Raw genomic sequence first — 16,422 nt, forward strand, 5'->3', positions numbered from 1 at the left:
GAAGCGCACACGCAAACAAAGACGAGAAGGTTCTGGGCACAAAAAAAGGAGCACGCGGCTCCTTTTCCTATTCATTTAAGCATTAAAAGCTTAGTGAACATGGCCGTGAGCAATCTCAGTTTCAGTCGCTTCACGCACGTCTTCAATACTGACAGAAAAGTACAAAGTCTTGCCTGCTAGTAAGTGGTTACCATCAACGGTAACACCGTCGTCTTCGACTTTAGTCACTTCAACATAGTGAACGGCGCCGTTTTCCGCAGGGGCTTGAAAGCTCATACCAACCTCAATGGTGTCGATACCACTAAACATTTCCTTAGGAAGCTTTTGTACCAACTCAGCATTGTAGTCGCCATAACCTTCACTAGGCTCAACCGTCACTTCTTTCTTAGCGCCAACCTCTAAGTCAAATAAAGCATTTTCAAGGCCCGGAACAATGTTGTTAGCACCAGCAAGGTACTTCAAAGGCTCTTGACCATCCGAGGTATCAATCACCTCACCATTTTCATCCTTAAGGGTGTAGTGAATGCTTACTACCGAGTTACGTTCGATTTTCATTGCTCTGCCTATATGGGCAAGCCCCTGTAAAAGGGGGCTGCTAAATAATTTGGGGCTGCCAGTCTAATGTGCCAAAGCAGTCGTCGCAAATCTGCCTAGCCGAGCGTGCTATAATCCGCGCCGTTTTCTAATCCACCCTATATAAATGAGACTAAAGCATGCTAACTTCCAACGAATATTTTGAAGGCAAAGTTAAATCTATCGCATTCCAAGGTGAGAAGCTGCCTTCTACTGTTGGCGTTATGGACATTGGTGAATACGAATTTGGCACCAGCCAAGATGAAGTAATGAACGTCGTTGCAGGAGCTCTAATTGTAAAACTACCTGGCAGCGACGAATGGCAAACCTTTACAGCCGGCAGCCACTTTAATGTTGCTGCTAACCAGAGCTTCCTAGTCAAAACCGAAGTTCAATCTGTTTACATTTGCACTTACGAATAAGCTAGCAAACAAAACAAGGTAGACCATGAGCGATCTTCAACAACAAATTACCGATCTGCAAAGCCGTTTGGTTCATCAGGAAGATTGGCTACAAGCTATGAATGCGCGTATTGCCGAACAAGACAATGAGATCGCTCGCTTGCAGCTACAAACTCAACACCTCGCCGCACTGCTTAAAGAAAGCCAGTCTAGCGAAGGTGCAGCTGGCTTCAATGCCGCTGATGAGCGCCCACCACACTATTAAGACAGACGCTAAAGCGAGTCATCATAGTGTCGGCGTAGCTGCTAAGCTGCATAGTATTTGTACGACCCAAAGGGGCTTGTTACCATGCGCGCCCCTAAGCCCAGAGTGTTAAAGCAAAACCAAGTTCAGCGCTCTGCCCTTATTTCCTCACGTGTGGAAGCCCATGTTTAATCTGATATACAAAACACCGTCGAATGTAAAAAACGACGTTCTATCTGGTACTACCGTTGCTTTAGCGCTGGTGCCCGAAGCCGTAGCCTTTGCCTTTGTCGCCGGCCTTGAACCGATGGTTGGCCTATACGCTGCCTTTATGATGGGCTTGATCACCTCTATTGTCGGTGGCCGCCCAGGTATGATCAGTGGCGCAACCGGTGCCACTGCCGTCGTGATGGTTAGCCTCGTTGCAGCCCACGGCGTTCAATATTTATTTGCCGCCGTCATTCTTGCGGGCCTATTTCAAATCGCCGCCGGCTTATTAAAGCTCGGTAAATACATACGTATGGTGCCCCACCCTGTAATGCTCGGCTTTGTAAATGGCCTTGCGATTGTGATTTTCTTAGCTCAAATGGGGCAGTTTCTCGTTAAAAACGAACTCGGCGAGCAAACTTGGATGCAAGGTGAAATGCTTTATACCATGGGCATACTCATCGCCATCACCATGCTGATTATTCATTTCCTACCCAAGTTAACAACAGCAGTACCCTCTTCTCTAGTCGCTATTGTGGGCGTAAGTTTAGCTGTTCCTTTCTTAGGCTTAGAAGCACGCACAGTAATCGATTTTGTAAGAGACATGCTGCCTGCAGAAGAAGCCGTCAACGCCACCTTAAAGGGCGAGCTACCTAGTTTTGCTATTCCTATAGTGCCGTTTAACCTTGAAACCTTAAAAATCATTCTACCAACCGCCTTTATTATTGCCGCGATTGGCCTAATTGAATCACTACTTACCTTAACCCTTATTGATGAAATCACTGGTACTCGAGGCCGTGGTAACCGCGAATGCATCGGCCAAGGTGTCGCAAATACCACAAATGGTTTCTTTGGTGGTATGGGTGGCTGCGCCATGATCGGCCAGAGTATGATCAACATTAACAGTGGTGGCCGTGGCCGTTTAAGCGGTATTACCGCAGCCCTTGTCTTACTTGCCTTTATTCTTTTTGGTGCCTCACTGATTGAAAAAATCCCTCTTGCAGCTCTTGTTGGTGTCATGTTTATGGTTGTACTCGGCACCTTCGAATGGTCGAGCTTGCGCATACTTCGCAAGATACCGTTAAGTGATGCGTTTATCTTGATCTTGGTATCTGCCGTTACGGTTATTGCCGACTTAGCCATTGCGGTCATTATTGGAGTAATCGTTTCAGCCTTGGTATTTGCTTGGAAGCATGCTCAGCATATTCATGCCGAAATCAAAACGGATGACAAAGGTTCGAAGATCTACGAGATACACGGCCCAGTTTTCTTTGGCAGCGTCGCCAATTTTAAAGAGCTGTTTACACCAGAGTCAGATCCGGATGACGTTATCATCGAATTCCAACGCTCTCGCATTAGTGACCACAGTGGTATTGAAGCCCTAGACGGCCTCGCTGAACGCTATCAGGCTCTCGGTAAAACCCTGCATATTCGCCACTTGAGCCCTGAATGTGTCGCACTATTTGATAAAGCCGGTGATCTCTGTGAAGTCAACCACTTAGAAGACCCTGACTATCATGTAGCCAGCGATAAACTGGGCTAAGCAAAAGATTAAGCCAGCGGATAGTTAAGCCATTGAGATGCGTTAGCTATCCATATCCAGATACAAAAAAGGCGTCTTAATAGACGCCTTTTTTGTATCTGAGCTTAGACTATTGCTGCCAGATTTTACCAAGCGCAGAAGTTAAATCAGATCCACCTTTGCCACCGATATAATCCATCAGCATAGGAGTAAATTTAGACACCATGCTTGGGTCCATGCCTAGCTGTGAGAAAATGGCTTCAACAGAATCCATACTCTTAATACCACTAAGTGCAGAAGCATATTCACTGCTACCACTACTTAAACCCTTAGCCATCATACCCATACCTTGATCCGTGAGCTTATTCTTAGCCAAAGCTAAAAGCGCACCTGTACCACCTTGAGCTTGCTGCTCAGTCACACCCAAAGAACTGCTAATACTGCTAAACAAATCTGTACCAACTAGACTACCAGCACTCAACGATGAGGCCGCAGAGTCCATAGAATCTTTAGTTTCATTAGAAGCGCCACAACCAGCACCTAATAGACAAACGGCCATAACCGCAACGAGTGACTTTTTCATACTCTTCCCTTAAGTAGTTAACAGAACCATGCATTGTACGGTTCTTTAAAAAACAAACAATGTATACACATCGATATGTCAATTTAATGAAGTAAACGTGAAAACAAACAAGCTTTAGCAAGAATACTAACAACCCGAACCAGAAGCACTGCCAGTATAAAAGTCGATAACAGGCGCATTACCCACCCCCGTCGACTGCCGGTAACGAATAAAACATTGTGCTGGCCAAGCATCAACATCAAACCTGCTAGGCCAATAAACATAAGCTCCCAAATGGGTGCTCGGACGCTGCTGCCAATCACTACTCGGGCTGACTACCATCGTCCCGATACCACTCTGAGTGCCTGCAGGAAAGCCATAAACAACATCAATAAGCTGACCGTTTACCGTTATTGTCGCCATAGCTTCATTTTGAACACCATCAGCGGCAGAGCGAGCAAAACTTAACGAAACAGCACTATTTAGTGCCCCCTGCAACCCTTGCATCGAAGCAATAGTCGCTGAACGCTGCAGATCTAAAAACTTAGGGACAGCAATACTAGCTAATACTCCCACCACAATGATCACCGCTAACATTTCAATTAGAGTAAAAGCGTATTGGTAGGACCTGTATTGATACTGGTGTCGTAACATAAAACTGTTAAGTCATTGAGGTAATAAAAGCCTACTACAACAAGAGCTTAAGCACTAGCAAGCACAGCTAGACCGGTTTCAAATGTAAATGAGGAGAATTAGAGGGCCGGTTTCTCTAGCTCCTGAATCAAATACCCTAGTTCATCCACTTTATCTGAGAACAGCGAATGGGCATCTGCCAGGCCACGGTTATAAAAAACAGGCTCAAGTTCTTTTGCAATAAAATCAAGAAGAAACTCAGCGTCAAAAGCACCGATTTCCTGATCGAACTCCTTATCAAAATACGCCTTAAGCTTGTTCACTAAACGATCCGTTTCTTCTTTAGAAAATTTAACATCCGTCATATATAAGCCTCTTAATCTTACTACCAATAGCCACTTAAAAAAACAAACACAACCTAGTGTATTTCAATGAAAAGCAGTAGCAATGGCCACAGAAAATAAACATTCAAATACCATGCAAATAAAGACAGGTGCAAAATAAGAGGGAACGACAAAAAACCACTCAACTCGCACGCTTTGTAATCAAACGTACTACCTTTTATCAAAAAAATAATAATTTCATAGTAAAGCGCTTGCTAAATGTAACAACAAAGCGCTAACCTCCGCGTTCAGATGTACAGCGCACATACAGTCATTTAAATTCTCTACCAAAAGTGAATACCATAGCGCTGACACTGACCCGCTCGCCATAATTCTAATCAAGTAGCTCCCATTTTCATTATTTCTGTAACTTGTTTACAAAAATTGGGGACAACTTCGCCTAATTTTTGATGACGTGCCTAGCACGCAAGATATCAGTTTTAATGAAAGCCACTTTCTTTAATTAAGGATATTTTTATGCAACAGTCTCGCGAGATTTATTCTGCTGTTAAGCTCGCTCTACCCGCCCTACTTAGCCTTGCAGCTGCTCTTTTCAGTTTAAGTAGTAATGCCGCAACTTATTGGGTAAACAACGAAGACTCACTGCGTGATGCACTTAACAGAGCTTACGTAAATCCAAACGAACTTGACACCATCATCGTTAATGGAACCATCTACCTAAGTAATACCGTTAACATTAAATCTAAAGTTGAGATCAAAGGTGCCGCACAGTACCGTCAGAGTAAACTAAAGCGTAACAATTATAGCTTTGCAGCTCCAATGCTCAACATCCAATACTCTGGCGTCACTATCCACAACCTGACACTACAAGGGGTTGGCCAAAACACCAATACTCAGTTAGCTAAATACGCCCAGTGGGATTCCTCCAATAGCGCACTTATATATCTCCCCACAACAAGTACTGCTTCTAACCCAGCTTACTTTAATATTTACGACTGTAATCTTATCGATAGTGCCGTGGGTATTAACTCCATCGGCATGCTGCCACGTGATCTAAATATTGCATGGAATACTTTTGATCGCGTAAACCGTGGCGTTGAGTTACTGCGTGATATTTATCGTGCAAACTGGAACCTAGGCGATCGCCTTTATGCAGGTAGCCTAAATATCTCTAACAACGAATTTAAAGGTAATAACATTCGCCTTGGTATTTCCATTGATGGCGGCAACGATGGCTACCCTCACGTAGCACCTAGCTACCCAGATCACTACGCCCAAATCCGTAAAGACATCAAAGATAAGCGTAGTTATTACAATGAAGGCTCAAAAATCAACAGCAATAAAATCTATAATGCTCGCGAATTTGGTATTGCCCTGGCAACCGTTGGCAACCTCTACGTATCAGGAAACTACGTATCAACTTGGGGTAACGAAGGCGAATTTAGTTCAGGCATCAATATTGAGCACAACGCAAATAACATCAGTGTAAGCAGCAACCAAATCCACGTAAGTACAACAGGTAATTTTGCCAATGCATTTACCCTATTACCTTACAATGATCACGGCGCGCCATTGAATATTGCTCAAGCATCCACCAATATCACTTATGACCGTAATACTGTTACCGGTGTCGGCCGAAACGTAATTCAAGCCATTGGCTACCGCAACCTTGTTATTAGTAATACTAATGCAACAAACTTCCAAACCACTGATCCTTACGGTATCAATGCAACCCTATTTAATGTTCCTGGTGACTACAGTAACAGTACCGCTTGGAGTAATAGTTCCGTAAAATTTGCTAGCTGGTGGTCATTTAATGGTACCGGCACTAAAGCACCACAAACCTATTATTACGATGCAAATTGGCAGCTACAAATTGCCAATGAATCACTTTAATGAATGAACAATAAGTTTTAGTTATTAAAAATAGGCTTAAAGTCATCACTTTAAGCCTATTTTTTTAACAAAGTATAATGACAAGCCATTTACGATCCAGTTTATAAATGGCTACTTATAAGTCACCGGTGAAGATATTAAAGTCTCACCCGAAGTACCTTTCAGCAGCTCACATTACAACAACCACGGTAATCATCACTGCTTAGTTACAAGAAGAATACATTCACAGTAGAACATCACACATACTTCGGCCTATTAAGCACTAAGAATACACCTAAACTCATAAGCACTAGACCTGAAAGCCGCTTGATGTTTAAGGGGGAATGAGGCATACCTAGAAAAGCAAAATGATCAACAACCGTCATAGCCAATAACTGTCCTAACAATACAAATGAAACCGCGTTAGAGACACCAAAACGAGGAGCAACCCAAGTAATACTTAGCACATAGAAAACTACAAACGCCCCTCCACAATAGAAATACCACGGAATAAATACATTGGTCGTAAAGGTAGATGGAATACCCTCTGTTATTAAAAGCACAGAAGCTGCAACAAAAAAACCAAAGCTAAATAAGATAGTAGCCGCAAGAACTGGGCTTTGAAGCCTAGCCCCGAGCCCGCCATTTAATGCTGCCATTACAGGAATACCAAGCCCAGCTAACAGCATTATAAAAGCATAAATCACCGAATTATTCATAAGTAGTTGAAGCTTCTTATAGATAAGAAATGTTAAGCGCTATAATGATGCATATTATCAACACATAGCTAGAGCACACATGAAGATTTTGTGGGAATAAAGTCAATTACAGCTATTTAATGACTTTCTAACTCCCCCTAATCCTACGCTCAGTAACTAGCTCTCCTGCTATACCCCAATTGTCTGTTTCAACCTCATCAATGACAACCACAGTCCTTTCAGGATTCTTATTTAAAACAGTCTGAAGCAGTTCAGTAGCCCCCAAAACCAATGCTGCTTTTTGTTCTTTACTTACGCCTTCATTAGTTACCTTTATATTTACATACGGCACACCGTGGTCTCCTTATTTAGATTTCATTATTGATTTTTCTAGCCATTTCCACAAAAGTCTCTGCATTTTTTTTGCCTATAGCGCTACACATAGAAGCATAAAGCTCATCGCCTAACTGCTCTAACTCTAGCTTAATCGCGACTGCTTTAGGTGAAGGCCATATAGAATTACTACGCTGATCTTCGCCTCCCTCCTTTCTTAACACGAGTTTTTTCTTCTCTAACGCTGAGACAAAGCGGGTTACGGTAGATTTATTAAGTTGAAGCTCTGTTGTTAACTCCTGCTGAGTTAACCCAGGTGAATCAAGCACTAAACGAAGCAAATAAGCGTGAGAAGGAGCTAGATCAAAAGGATCAAAGGCCTTTTCCCATCGCGCATTTAGTTTTCTTGCTAATGTATTAGTATTAAAATAAAGACAACGCTCAAACATAAATTACATTCAAATAAAACAAAAGTAGTTGCACAAGCAACATTAGGCAAGCCCATACTAGCAAACCACGGTTGCATACGCAACAATAATTAAAACCACTAACACTTGACATAGCTTCTTAGACGGATAAGTTTTTAATGCGGCTATAAAATGACGAGATAAACATCCTATACTACTGATTATTAACAACTTCTTTTTTATTAAAAGAGGGCAATAGATGATCCTCAGACCAAGCTGTCAGAGCCTGTAAAACAGATCTCAAAGATAGGCCAAGCTCAGTTGCAGAATACTCGACTCTAGGAGGCACCTCTGCATATACTTTTCTGCTGATTAAGCCGTCACGCTCAAGTTCTCTTAACTGATTAGTTAACGTTCTTTGCGTCACATTCGGAATCAATCTACGTAATTCGTTAAATCGCCTTGTTTCCTCTATCACACGAAAAAGCAAAATGGACTTCCACTTCCCCCCAATAACATCAAGGGCAGCTTCTACAGGGCAGTCATTGTATTGTTGATGGCGTTGCTTACGCATAATTAAAGTACTCCGGTATCAAATAAGACACTATATGCAGTATTTGTGCATTCTTATGTATGTTTAAACGTTCTGATAAATTGCCTCCTTAACAATCAGTTATTTAAGGAAACAGTTATGACAAATCTAAACCCCGATATTTTTTGGTTAACATTAACGATACTAATGACATCCCTATTCTGGGTCCCCTATATTATAAACAGAATGTATGAACACGGAGTTTGGTCGGCGCTATATAACCCACAGCCAGATACCAGACCCAAAGCACAATGGGCAGAGCGTATGATGAAAGCCCATGAGAATGCCATCGAAAACTTAGTTTTATTCTCTACTCTCGTGCTAACTGTAGAAATATTACAAATAGGATCACACACTACAGCCTTAGCATGCGCTATTTACTTTTTTTCTAGACTTGCTCACTTCACCCTTTACTCACTTAGAGTGCCACTCCTTAGAACCATAACTTTTTTAATTGGATGGATATGCCAAATTGTAATTGGCTTATCCATACTTCGCATAACTTGGTAGTGAAATAGAAGGCTTAATGAAAACAATTTAAAAACATAGCGGGCTGAAGTTTCTTTATTCGATAAAGTCCGCTTATCAGCCAATAAAAAGTATAAAACAGGTTGAAATTTGCAAGTAGACATTATAGTCAGATGCAAAGACAGGTAAATTATCAGCCATTATTGTTAAGATTATTCAATCGGCAATAAAACTTCTGTAATCAACTCTTCGACTTTAACTTCTTCAGGGTTATTTCTGTAAATTTCTCGCATGTCATCACGTTGCTGGTAGCCATGCTCCTGACTCCAAGCAAATAATGAGTGATAGGCAAGACCGAGTTCACTGTAACACCCTTTGTGAGTTAACCACGCAACAGTCCCCCCTGATATATCGACAATCTCTGCTGCACCCAATTCAGGATATGGCTTTTTAATCCCAATACAGCCATCGATAAGCACATTACCTTGTTTATCTGGGTCTCGGTTGATACACATGACAGGGTCTTCAAAGTCTCGTCCTGCTTTATTTAGAATCCCATGCAATTGATAGATGACCTTAGCGCCATCTTCAACAAGCTGATCTAAGGTTGAGGAGCATGATAATTTCGCAACCATATAAGACGGCTCAGTTCGTATCGAGATGTCGTAGGGAATAAGCACTCCGCTTTGGCTAATGCGCTTTATCGACTTCAGGATGCTCTGCTTACGATTTAGTTCAAGCAATATGTGCGCCTGTTCCATCTCAAGGAGAGAACCTAACTCTACTTCATCGGCCTCTAGTAACTTATCAATGGCGGGAATAGCAATATCGAGAGAGCGCAACATGTTTATCAATACCGCTCTTTTAGCTTGGTGCTGTGCGTAGTATCGATACCCTGTTTCTGGTTCAACAAAAACAGGTTTTAGTAAACCAATTTCATCATAGTGGCGTAACGCCTTAATAGTTAAGCGACAGCTTTTAGAAAAGCGCCCTATCGGCATTAGGTTTTCTAACATAGATAATCCCTTTCTAAGCCCCAATTTTTCCGAAGACACTGGGGCACAATGAAAGGCAAACCTTACGTAAGACCATACTTTACTGCAAACTCATATGTGGGCTCAAGCATTGTATAAACATCCACCAGCAAGCCATTTGGGTCTTCCACCATAAAGTGCCTCTGCCCCCACTCTTCATCACACAACTCGACGATTACTGGTAATTTCAAAGCCAAAGCTTTCTGATAAACCGCATCAACATCATCCAGCTCAACAGTTACGACTACTCCCTGAGGTATCTTCTGATGCTCTTTGGGCACACTGGAATGGTTAATATCAACAAAGGCAATCTGAATAGGCTCTATCCTAGGGCTTTGTAATTGTATGTACCAATCAATCTCAAAGATCACTTCAAACCCCAGTAAAGAAATATAAAACGCTTTAGATTCAAGAAGATTTTTTGAGCAAATATCAGGAAACAAGCTTTTCATCTTAACTCTCCTACAACTATGTTTAACAAGACACAACTGTAAACGCTCCTGTAATGGGAGAGTCAAGGCCGGAAAAAGCGATCCGTGATGAAGCCCCCCCCAAATTAAGCTCCAACCAAAACGTCAACTGCACAAATTTACATGGATAATTGTCCTTATCAACTCACTTAAAACAAAGTGTAGCCCGTAGCCTAGTTGCACTCAAAGACATAAAAGCGTCGAGCTCGAACTCAGCAAGGGCGAGCCTTATGGCAAACCTTAAAACGAGTAAAACATCTGTTAACGTCGGCGTTGATATTAGTAAGTTTAACCTGTACGTCTATATCCACGAGAAAGGCATACACCTGCGGGAAGAAATATTATTATCAGCTCCTAGCGTTGGAAAAACACTAGTTACTCTATATTGCCCGATCTGACTGAGATAGGAACGTTAACGAACAATCAACTTGGCAAGCTCCTTGGTGTTGTGCCCTTAAATCGAGATAGAGGTAAAGTTAGGGGTAAGGACGCATCATAGGTGGACACATAAGCACCACACACTATATGGCAACACTCAGCGCCACTTTATGTAACCCCGTAATTAGATCGTTCTACTTGAAACTCAAAGCAAACGGGAAACATTCAAAAGTGGCGATAACGGCGTGCATGAGAAAACTCATTACTACCTTGAACTCAATGATTATAGGTTATAGCGAATCGTGTGCTAATTAGTTTTTAATACTATTGACACCACAGTCGCTTGTTAGAGTACATTTACTCAAATGCTTTTTGTATATATTTTGACATCACTTGCTGACTATCTGCGTATACTTTCATTCTACTACCGATAAATTTTTGAAACACAGGGTCATTAAGTAATTCTGATATTCTAACAAGCTCGACTTCTGTAAAGTTAGCCATGTATATATTTTGCATGTCGGCCTTAAAAGCATCAGAACCTAACATTTCTGTAAATATTGAAACTAACTCTTTTTTTTCCTTTGGCATTCCCATGCCCATTTTCTCAATAGCATTAACCAAATCCATCGCTCGTTGTTCAACCGGCTTATTTTCAAAACCTTCAATTACTCTTTGTGCTGCGTCTCTGTGAGACGCATTTTCGGAAAAAGCCACTTGAGGCAAGAACAGACACATTATAAGGATTAATTTATTCATATATTTTCTCTTTGCACTTGATATTACCCACGAAAAGTAGACACCAGCTTAAGCACACTCTTCGTAATAATAATTTTCATACTCAACTGGACTGGCGTAATCATTTGCTGAGTGCTTCCGTACTCGATTGTAAAACATTTCTATATATTCGAACACACTCGAGTATACCTCGCTTAGATCAGCGTATGATTGATCGAACACTTCTTCAACTTTCAGTCGGGAAAAGAAAGACTCCATTGCGGCATTATCCCAGCAGTTGCCTTTGCGACTCATGCTCGGCGTGATGCCTTCGTCATGCATAGCCAAAACATAATCAGCAGATCTATATTGAACGCCTTGATCTGAATGCAGCAATAATCCGGGCTCACATTTACGGCTTGATACAGCCATATTTAATGCATTTGAAATAAGCGCAGTTGTCATCGTCTTATCCAAAGCCCAACCAATAACCTTTCTTGAGAACAAATCCATAACAACTGCAAGATAAACATGACCACCCCGAACCGGTATGTAGGTGATATCCGATACCCACTTCTCATTTGGTTTGGTTGCAACAAAGTCTCTATCTAATAGATTCTTAGCGATATTATTTCTTGCCGCCCCCGAGGGGCTGTACTTGAACGACTTACCGTTCCTGGCTCTCAAACCCTCATCAGACATGAGCTTAGCGACATGGTTGACTGAGCAGAAAAATCCTTGATCAAGAAGCTCCAGCGTAAGCCTCGGTGCGCCGTAACGAGCTTTTAAGGCTTCAAATGTTTGCAAAACAGCTAGTCTGAGCTGCTCACGATAGACAGCTTGGGAGCTTGGTTCACGCTCTCGCCATTTATAGTATCCAGAACGGCTAACCTTGAGCCATCGACACATTTTTACGACTGAGAACTCTGCCCGGAGTGACTCTATATAGGCGTACCTCACCAATTTGGCTTGCTGAAGTACGCCGCCGCCTTTTTTAAGAATTCATTTTCTTCTTTAAGATCTGAGATTTGACGCTTTAGTTTGCGTACTTCTTCGCTTTCCTGCTTAGAATAATCCACACCATCCACCGCATTAAACTGCTTATCTGATAATCGCTTATATTGTCGACGCCAATTGTAAATCTGGCCGGGGTGAATGCCTAGCTCACGCGCTACTTCAGCGGCTGACGTATCTGGGCCTTCAGATCGACGCACGGCTTCTCGGCGGAAATCTTCGGTGTAATGGTTGTATTTGTTCTTCGTTTTCTTAGTCATTTTTGGACCTCATTAGATAGGAATGAGGTGTCCACTTTTTGTGGGTAGGTAGAAAATCTAACGCCGCTATAACCGGGCGGAACGGAGTTGATTAATATGTGCCATTAAAGCACATATTAAGCGACGCAGTGGAGCTCCGGTTGATAGCCTTGTTAGCCATGTTTTAGGCACTCCTCTAGACGAGCTTTGTAATGAGATCGCACCGTCTTGCCTAGCTTTGCCCCGTTATATGCAAGCAGGCGCACCACCTGTGTGTTAGGGAATCTTAGAGCTTGATCTAGTGGGGTGATGCCGTGGCTATTTTCTTGGTTTAGGTCAGCCCCTTGGGCAATTAGCCAATCTAAAACTTCAAGGTTATTTGAGTTTATTGCCACAGTGATAGCAGAGCCATGACTTGGATCTTGATGGTTTATATTGCCACCCGCTTCAACCCTTTCTTGAAGAAGTTCAAGATTGCCAGACCGAGCTGCAAATATAACTTGTTGATCTATCGAAAAACTCATGACTAAGTGGCTAACGCCCAGCTAAGCCGCCGGAACGGAGTTGATTGTTTTGTGCCAGCGTAGCTGAAAAGCACAAAACGAGCAACGCAGTGGAGGTCGGTTTGAGCTGTTTGTTAACTGTTTCTTCTGATGAAATTTGCAATTTCACACTCTTTTGGGACACGTTCCACTCGACGTTCAAGATCTGTAGCTTCTGTGACTAACTCTGAACGATGAGGCAACTCTTTAGGTAGTTTAATGTTTTTAACAATGCCTAAATTATGAAGTGCATTTAACACCCACCAACCCGGATCAGGTTCATCTTTGTATAAGCCAAGCATTGCCGAACCTGGGAATGCGTGATGGTTGTTGTGCCACGCCTCACCCATTGAAAGAAAACCTGCTATACGGATATTGTGACCTTGAACTGCAGCGCCTTCAACAGTCCAGGTGCGCTGGCCGTGATTATGAGCAAAGTAACCAATAAGCCAATGGCCGCCGACAGAAACGACAACCCTTACAGATACGCCCCACACCAGCCATGATACACCGCCCAATAGATATAACGGGATTGCGATAACTAATTGCTGAACTAACCAATATTTCTCGATAAATAGATAGAACTTATTTTTTGACACTTCTTCTTCGATAGTAAATTTAGGTGGGTATTTCAAGCTAAGATCACAATTGAGCTGCCACCAACCATCTTTTAATATTTTTGATCCGTGCAATAAAAAATCATGACACTTCTTCTGCCGTTGCGCCCAGTCTCTTAAATCGTGCTGCACCATCATTCCAATAGGCCCAGCCATACCAACCAACACACCCAAATAGACAAACACATATTCCATCCATTTAGGGCATTCATACGAGCGATGAATTAGCAGTCTATGCATTCCTAGGGAATGACCAAGACAAAGAGTAACCGACGTCAATAAGATAAAAATGAGGAGAGAAGAAAAAGAAAGTACGAAAGGTGCCACACAAAGCGTTGCGAACAGATTTGAAAGAAACCAAATTGATTTTAAAGGGCTCCATGCTACCTCACCCTCAAATGCGCTTTCCGATCTTTCTGAATTAACTCTTTCAGTATTTCGCATAATTCCCTAGATACAGTTAACGCCGCGCTTTGGGGCCGGAGTGGAGTTGGTTTGGTTGTGCTAGCGTAGCGTTAAAGCACAACCGAAGCAACGGAGCGGAGGTCCAGCACGCTTGCGTGCAAACCAAGAGCGCTTTGTTATGCACTTTGAGGAACTTCGGAGGCAGGCTGCCGTAGCTTGCCAATGTATACGCCGACCGTCATAGCGATAGCTGAGATGATCAACTCTATGAGCATCAATTTGGTGATCAGGAATGAGCCAAGTAGAAATCGATTCATGATATGCACGACTACAGCTACCCCCAAAAGTACAACAAGAGATTGCAGATACCTGTATTTATTCAAATTGTGAGAAAACCACCAGTAAAAAAGAATGCCGAATGTGATTACTGGTAAATACAGAGCGAGATACAAATTTATAGCTGAGCTGTAATGGCTAGGATTTCCCCAGTCTAGAATTGAGTTAGTGAGCGCCAACGAAAAAGAACTCAAGAGAGCCAATATTTGGAAGGTTATGATTCTTTTCCAGTTCATGTCACGGAGCCTAAATGTGAGATATGCATAACGCCGCCATAAAAGGCCGGAGTTGTATTGATTGTTTTGCGCTAGCGTAGCGAAAAAGCGCAAAACGAGCAATGCAGCGGAGGTCCAGCCCGCTTGCGGGCGATTTTTGATGGCATTGTTAGTTTTCAATAGTAGACAGGAAATACAACGCGCAAAAGAAAATAGACATGATCGGATACATGAATATTGGGCGTATGGATTCTCCACCGTCCTCTTCCTCTTTTCCAAGGCCCGCCATTATTGCGAAGAATACAGGTGTTAACAAAATTCCTTGCAGGCCGCGAATAGCGGTATAGAAGCGTCCTTTAGTTTTTTGGACAAATAGCTTATCTACTTCAAACTCTTGCTTGTCATTAAGGCCGACACTTATTTCTAGGGGCGTGTAGAGCTCTCTTCTAGCTTTCCAGACGGCTATATCAAACGGGATAAACAAGACCCTATAAGATATTGGGACTAGGATCGAGATCGCTAGATATGGAAGTAGATCTTCGAGGTGGCTCATAGAAACTAACGCCGCCATAACCGGCGGGAACGGAGTTGATTAAAGTGTGCTATTAAAGCGCACTTTAAGCGACGCAGTGAGCGTCCAGCCCGCTTGCGGGCGGTGGTTGATGGCTTTGAAGTAACTTTGGGCTGAGCGAGGAATACACCGTACAAACCCAGTGGCAAAGACAGTGAAACCAAAGCTACCCGTTTGATACGAAAATTAAGATTCACGATGATTTTAGTCATAGCTCACCTCCTTACAACGCTGAGTTTGGTTAATCAAGATTACTTTTTCTTTACCAGGGGGAATTGAACCCCCTGAACGCTCACTACTTACTACTATTTCGGTTCGTTGACTTTCACAGTAGCGTTGGATCACGTCCCGCTCACTCCAAAGTTACCTCTTAAAATATGCTCGCTAGCAACACATAACGCCAAGTTAAACGGCACAAATTGCTGTGGTATTGTGAGCGAAGCGAACCACAGTAATTTGTGTCCGGCGCAGGCGCTTGCGCCGGAGCGTATTTAAACGTTTTGTTAGCTCTTTCTAAACTCTTCATCGGTAATAACCAGTATATCATCTACGGATTCGCCGTTGAGATCAGTAAACAATGAGTAGTATCCAATAATCTCCCCCATGTGCTCAATATCGTACGTTGTTTCAATATATTCATATGATAAATCTGAATGTTTAAAACAAAACTTATGAGACTTAAAGTGGTAATTAAATTTATCAGATACTGTTTTATTAACACCAAATTCTTCGTGTTTGACCCAAGACTTTACACCACTTAATGCTCTAGCCTCTAAGCTAAACTCTTTTTCTACTGCGTTCAGTTTATGGGTAAATTCCACGATAATTCCTGAGAGCTAACGCCTGCCTTAACCGGCGGGAACGTAGTTGTTAATTTTGTGCCAGCGTAGCTGAATAGCACAAAAGAAACAACGCAGTGGACGTCCAGCCAGCTTGCTGGCGAGGGTTGAAGGCTTTGTTATTTGGCGGGCCACAATGCCTACCTCGTTTTATTTTGGGTTTGCTTAGCTTCGATCTTTGCTCTT

General features: G+C 42.5%; 22 protein-coding genes. 5 read left to right on the top strand and 17 right to left on the bottom strand.

From position 1 onward, the window contains the following. Positions 1 to 90 precede the first annotated feature (90 nt). On the bottom strand, positions 91 to 555 hold the full coding sequence (locus AB1S55_RS18610) for a peptidylprolyl isomerase (protein WP_370979693.1): 465 nt from the start codon (positions 553 to 555) through the stop codon (positions 91 to 93). Between the two features lie 158 nt (positions 556 to 713). On the opposite strand from AB1S55_RS18610, the gene AB1S55_RS18615 reads away from it, so the two are divergent. From AB1S55_RS18615 to AB1S55_RS18625, 3 genes are all read left to right on the top strand, one after another. After that, on the top strand, positions 714 to 995 hold the full coding sequence (locus AB1S55_RS18615) for a pyrimidine/purine nucleoside phosphorylase (RefSeq protein WP_370979694.1): 282 nt from the start codon (positions 714 to 716) through the stop codon (positions 993 to 995). A 25-nt stretch (positions 996 to 1,020) separates the two neighbouring features. Continuing rightward, positions 1,021 to 1,239 (top strand): SlyX family protein, encoded by a 219-nt coding sequence (locus AB1S55_RS18620; protein ID WP_370979695.1) that lies wholly within the window; start codon positions 1,021 to 1,023, stop codon positions 1,237 to 1,239. A gap of 163 nt (positions 1,240 to 1,402) precedes the next feature. After that, positions 1,403 to 2,968, top strand: a complete 1,566-nt coding sequence (locus AB1S55_RS18625; RefSeq protein WP_370979696.1) for a SulP family inorganic anion transporter — start codon at positions 1,403 to 1,405, stop codon at positions 2,966 to 2,968. Between the two features lie 109 nt (positions 2,969 to 3,077). On the opposite strand, the gene AB1S55_RS18630 is transcribed toward AB1S55_RS18625, so the two are convergent. From AB1S55_RS18630 to AB1S55_RS18640, 3 genes are all read right to left on the bottom strand, one after another. Further along, positions 3,078 to 3,530 carry a DUF2780 domain-containing protein gene (locus AB1S55_RS18630; RefSeq protein WP_370979697.1) on the bottom strand — a complete coding sequence of 151 codons (453 nt, stop codon included), beginning with the start codon at positions 3,528 to 3,530 and terminating at the stop codon, positions 3,078 to 3,080. Between the two features lie 126 nt (positions 3,531 to 3,656). Further along, on the bottom strand, positions 3,657 to 4,163 hold the full coding sequence (locus AB1S55_RS18635) for a Tfp pilus assembly protein FimT/FimU (protein ID WP_370979698.1): 507 nt from the start codon (positions 4,161 to 4,163) through the stop codon (positions 3,657 to 3,659). Between the two features lie 98 nt (positions 4,164 to 4,261). Next, positions 4,262 to 4,507, bottom strand: coding sequence for a DUF2164 domain-containing protein (locus tag AB1S55_RS18640; protein ID WP_370979699.1), 246 nt, complete (start codon positions 4,505 to 4,507; stop codon positions 4,262 to 4,264). Between the two features lie 495 nt (positions 4,508 to 5,002). Between AB1S55_RS18640 and AB1S55_RS18645 the strand changes: the two genes are divergently transcribed. Next, positions 5,003 to 6,382: a hypothetical protein gene (locus AB1S55_RS18645; protein ID WP_370979700.1), complete on the top strand. Its 1,380-nt coding sequence runs from the start codon at positions 5,003 to 5,005 to the stop codon at positions 6,380 to 6,382. Between the two features lie 236 nt (positions 6,383 to 6,618). Here the strand turns inward: AB1S55_RS18645 and AB1S55_RS18650 are convergent, their stop codons facing one another. From AB1S55_RS18650 to AB1S55_RS18665, 4 genes are all read right to left on the bottom strand, one after another. Next, entirely contained in the window at positions 6,619 to 7,080 is a 462-nt protein-coding gene (locus tag AB1S55_RS18650) for a DMT family transporter (protein WP_370979701.1), read from the bottom strand. A gap of 127 nt (positions 7,081 to 7,207) precedes the next feature. Continuing rightward, positions 7,208 to 7,411 (bottom strand): 4-oxalocrotonate tautomerase family protein, encoded by a 204-nt coding sequence (locus AB1S55_RS18655; RefSeq protein WP_370979702.1) that lies wholly within the window; start codon positions 7,409 to 7,411, stop codon positions 7,208 to 7,210. 16 nt (positions 7,412 to 7,427) lie between these two features. Next, complete coding sequence (locus tag AB1S55_RS18660; protein ID WP_370979703.1) at positions 7,428 to 7,841, bottom strand: MarR family winged helix-turn-helix transcriptional regulator; 414 nt, start codon at positions 7,839 to 7,841, stop codon at positions 7,428 to 7,430. 172 nt (positions 7,842 to 8,013) lie between these two features. Then, on the bottom strand, positions 8,014 to 8,373 hold the full coding sequence (locus AB1S55_RS18665; protein ID WP_370979704.1) for a winged helix-turn-helix transcriptional regulator: 360 nt from the start codon (positions 8,371 to 8,373) through the stop codon (positions 8,014 to 8,016). A 117-nt stretch (positions 8,374 to 8,490) separates the two neighbouring features. Here AB1S55_RS18665 and AB1S55_RS18670 point away from each other — a divergent pair, with 117 nt between their 5' ends. Beyond that, positions 8,491 to 8,901: an MAPEG family protein gene (locus tag AB1S55_RS18670; RefSeq protein WP_370979705.1), complete on the top strand. Its 411-nt coding sequence runs from the start codon at positions 8,491 to 8,493 to the stop codon at positions 8,899 to 8,901. Between the two features lie 170 nt (positions 8,902 to 9,071). Here AB1S55_RS18670 and AB1S55_RS18675 read toward each other — a convergent pair whose 3' ends face one another. From AB1S55_RS18675 to AB1S55_RS18715, 9 genes are all read right to left on the bottom strand, one after another. After that, positions 9,072 to 9,875, bottom strand: coding sequence for a GyrI-like domain-containing protein (locus tag AB1S55_RS18675; protein WP_370979706.1), 804 nt, complete (start codon positions 9,873 to 9,875; stop codon positions 9,072 to 9,074). Positions 9,876 to 9,937: 62 nt separating this feature from the next. After that, on the bottom strand, positions 9,938 to 10,345 hold the full coding sequence (locus AB1S55_RS18680; protein WP_370979707.1) for a VOC family protein: 408 nt from the start codon (positions 10,343 to 10,345) through the stop codon (positions 9,938 to 9,940). A gap of 753 nt (positions 10,346 to 11,098) precedes the next feature. Further along, complete coding sequence (locus AB1S55_RS18685) at positions 11,099 to 11,500, bottom strand: DUF2059 domain-containing protein (protein WP_370979708.1); 402 nt, start codon at positions 11,498 to 11,500, stop codon at positions 11,099 to 11,101. A gap of 48 nt (positions 11,501 to 11,548) precedes the next feature. Continuing rightward, positions 11,549 to 12,418 carry an IS3 family transposase gene (locus AB1S55_RS18690; RefSeq protein WP_370979709.1) on the bottom strand — a complete coding sequence of 290 codons (870 nt, stop codon included), beginning with the start codon at positions 12,416 to 12,418 and terminating at the stop codon, positions 11,549 to 11,551. Then, positions 12,415 to 12,732: a transposase gene (locus tag AB1S55_RS18695; RefSeq protein ID WP_370979710.1), complete on the bottom strand. Its 318-nt coding sequence runs from the start codon at positions 12,730 to 12,732 to the stop codon at positions 12,415 to 12,417. Before AB1S55_RS18695 ends, AB1S55_RS18690 begins: the two co-directional genes overlap by 4 nt. A 152-nt stretch (positions 12,733 to 12,884) precedes the next feature. After that, positions 12,885 to 13,235, bottom strand: a complete 351-nt coding sequence (locus AB1S55_RS18700) for an ankyrin repeat domain-containing protein (protein ID WP_370979711.1) — start codon at positions 13,233 to 13,235, stop codon at positions 12,885 to 12,887. Positions 13,236 to 13,348: 113 nt separating this feature from the next. Continuing rightward, the gene (locus AB1S55_RS18705; protein ID WP_370979712.1) at positions 13,349 to 14,056 is read right to left on the bottom strand and encodes a hypothetical protein; all 708 of its coding nucleotides are present in this window, start codon (positions 14,054 to 14,056) and stop codon (positions 13,349 to 13,351) included. Positions 14,057 to 14,995: 939 nt separating this feature from the next. Next, positions 14,996 to 15,379 carry a hypothetical protein gene (locus AB1S55_RS18710; RefSeq protein WP_370979713.1) on the bottom strand — a complete coding sequence of 128 codons (384 nt, stop codon included), beginning with the start codon at positions 15,377 to 15,379 and terminating at the stop codon, positions 14,996 to 14,998. A gap of 521 nt (positions 15,380 to 15,900) precedes the next feature. Continuing rightward, entirely contained in the window at positions 15,901 to 16,218 is a 318-nt protein-coding gene (locus tag AB1S55_RS18715; RefSeq protein WP_370978766.1) for a hypothetical protein, read from the bottom strand. Positions 16,219 to 16,422 lie beyond the last annotated feature (204 nt).

Source organism: Agaribacterium sp. ZY112 (assembly GCF_041346925.1).
GTDB lineage: Bacteria > Pseudomonadota > Gammaproteobacteria > Pseudomonadales > Cellvibrionaceae > Agaribacterium.

Coding starts and splice junctions, on each gene's coding strand:
- AB1S55_RS18610 (WP_370979693.1), bottom strand. CDS start 555: ATGAAAATCGAACGTAACTCGGTAGTAAGCATTCACTACACCCTTAAG.
- AB1S55_RS18615 (WP_370979694.1), top strand. CDS start 714: ATGCTAACTTCCAACGAATATTTTGAAGGCAAAGTTAAATCTATCGCA.
- AB1S55_RS18620 (WP_370979695.1), top strand. CDS start 1,021: ATGAGCGATCTTCAACAACAAATTACCGATCTGCAAAGCCGTTTGGTT.
- AB1S55_RS18625 (WP_370979696.1), top strand. CDS start 1,403: ATGTTTAATCTGATATACAAAACACCGTCGAATGTAAAAAACGACGTT.
- AB1S55_RS18630 (WP_370979697.1), bottom strand. CDS start 3,530: ATGAAAAAGTCACTCGTTGCGGTTATGGCCGTTTGTCTATTAGGTGCT.
- AB1S55_RS18635 (WP_370979698.1), bottom strand. CDS start 4,163: ATGTTACGACACCAGTATCAATACAGGTCCTACCAATACGCTTTTACT.
- AB1S55_RS18640 (WP_370979699.1), bottom strand. CDS start 4,507: ATGACGGATGTTAAATTTTCTAAAGAAGAAACGGATCGTTTAGTGAAC.
- AB1S55_RS18645 (WP_370979700.1), top strand. CDS start 5,003: ATGCAACAGTCTCGCGAGATTTATTCTGCTGTTAAGCTCGCTCTACCC.
- AB1S55_RS18650 (WP_370979701.1), bottom strand. CDS start 7,080: ATGAATAATTCGGTGATTTATGCTTTTATAATGCTGTTAGCTGGGCTT.
- AB1S55_RS18660 (WP_370979703.1), bottom strand. CDS start 7,841: ATGTTTGAGCGTTGTCTTTATTTTAATACTAATACATTAGCAAGAAAA.
- AB1S55_RS18665 (WP_370979704.1), bottom strand. CDS start 8,373: ATGCGTAAGCAACGCCATCAACAATACAATGACTGCCCTGTAGAAGCT.
- AB1S55_RS18670 (WP_370979705.1), top strand. CDS start 8,491: ATGACAAATCTAAACCCCGATATTTTTTGGTTAACATTAACGATACTA.
- AB1S55_RS18675 (WP_370979706.1), bottom strand. CDS start 9,875: ATGTTAGAAAACCTAATGCCGATAGGGCGCTTTTCTAAAAGCTGTCGC.
- AB1S55_RS18680 (WP_370979707.1), bottom strand. CDS start 10,345: ATGAAAAGCTTGTTTCCTGATATTTGCTCAAAAAATCTTCTTGAATCT.
- AB1S55_RS18685 (WP_370979708.1), bottom strand. CDS start 11,500: ATGAATAAATTAATCCTTATAATGTGTCTGTTCTTGCCTCAAGTGGCT.
- AB1S55_RS18695 (WP_370979710.1), bottom strand. CDS start 12,732: ATGACTAAGAAAACGAAGAACAAATACAACCATTACACCGAAGATTTC.
- AB1S55_RS18700 (WP_370979711.1), bottom strand. CDS start 13,235: ATGAGTTTTTCGATAGATCAACAAGTTATATTTGCAGCTCGGTCTGGC.
- AB1S55_RS18710 (WP_370979713.1), bottom strand. CDS start 15,379: ATGAGCCACCTCGAAGATCTACTTCCATATCTAGCGATCTCGATCCTA.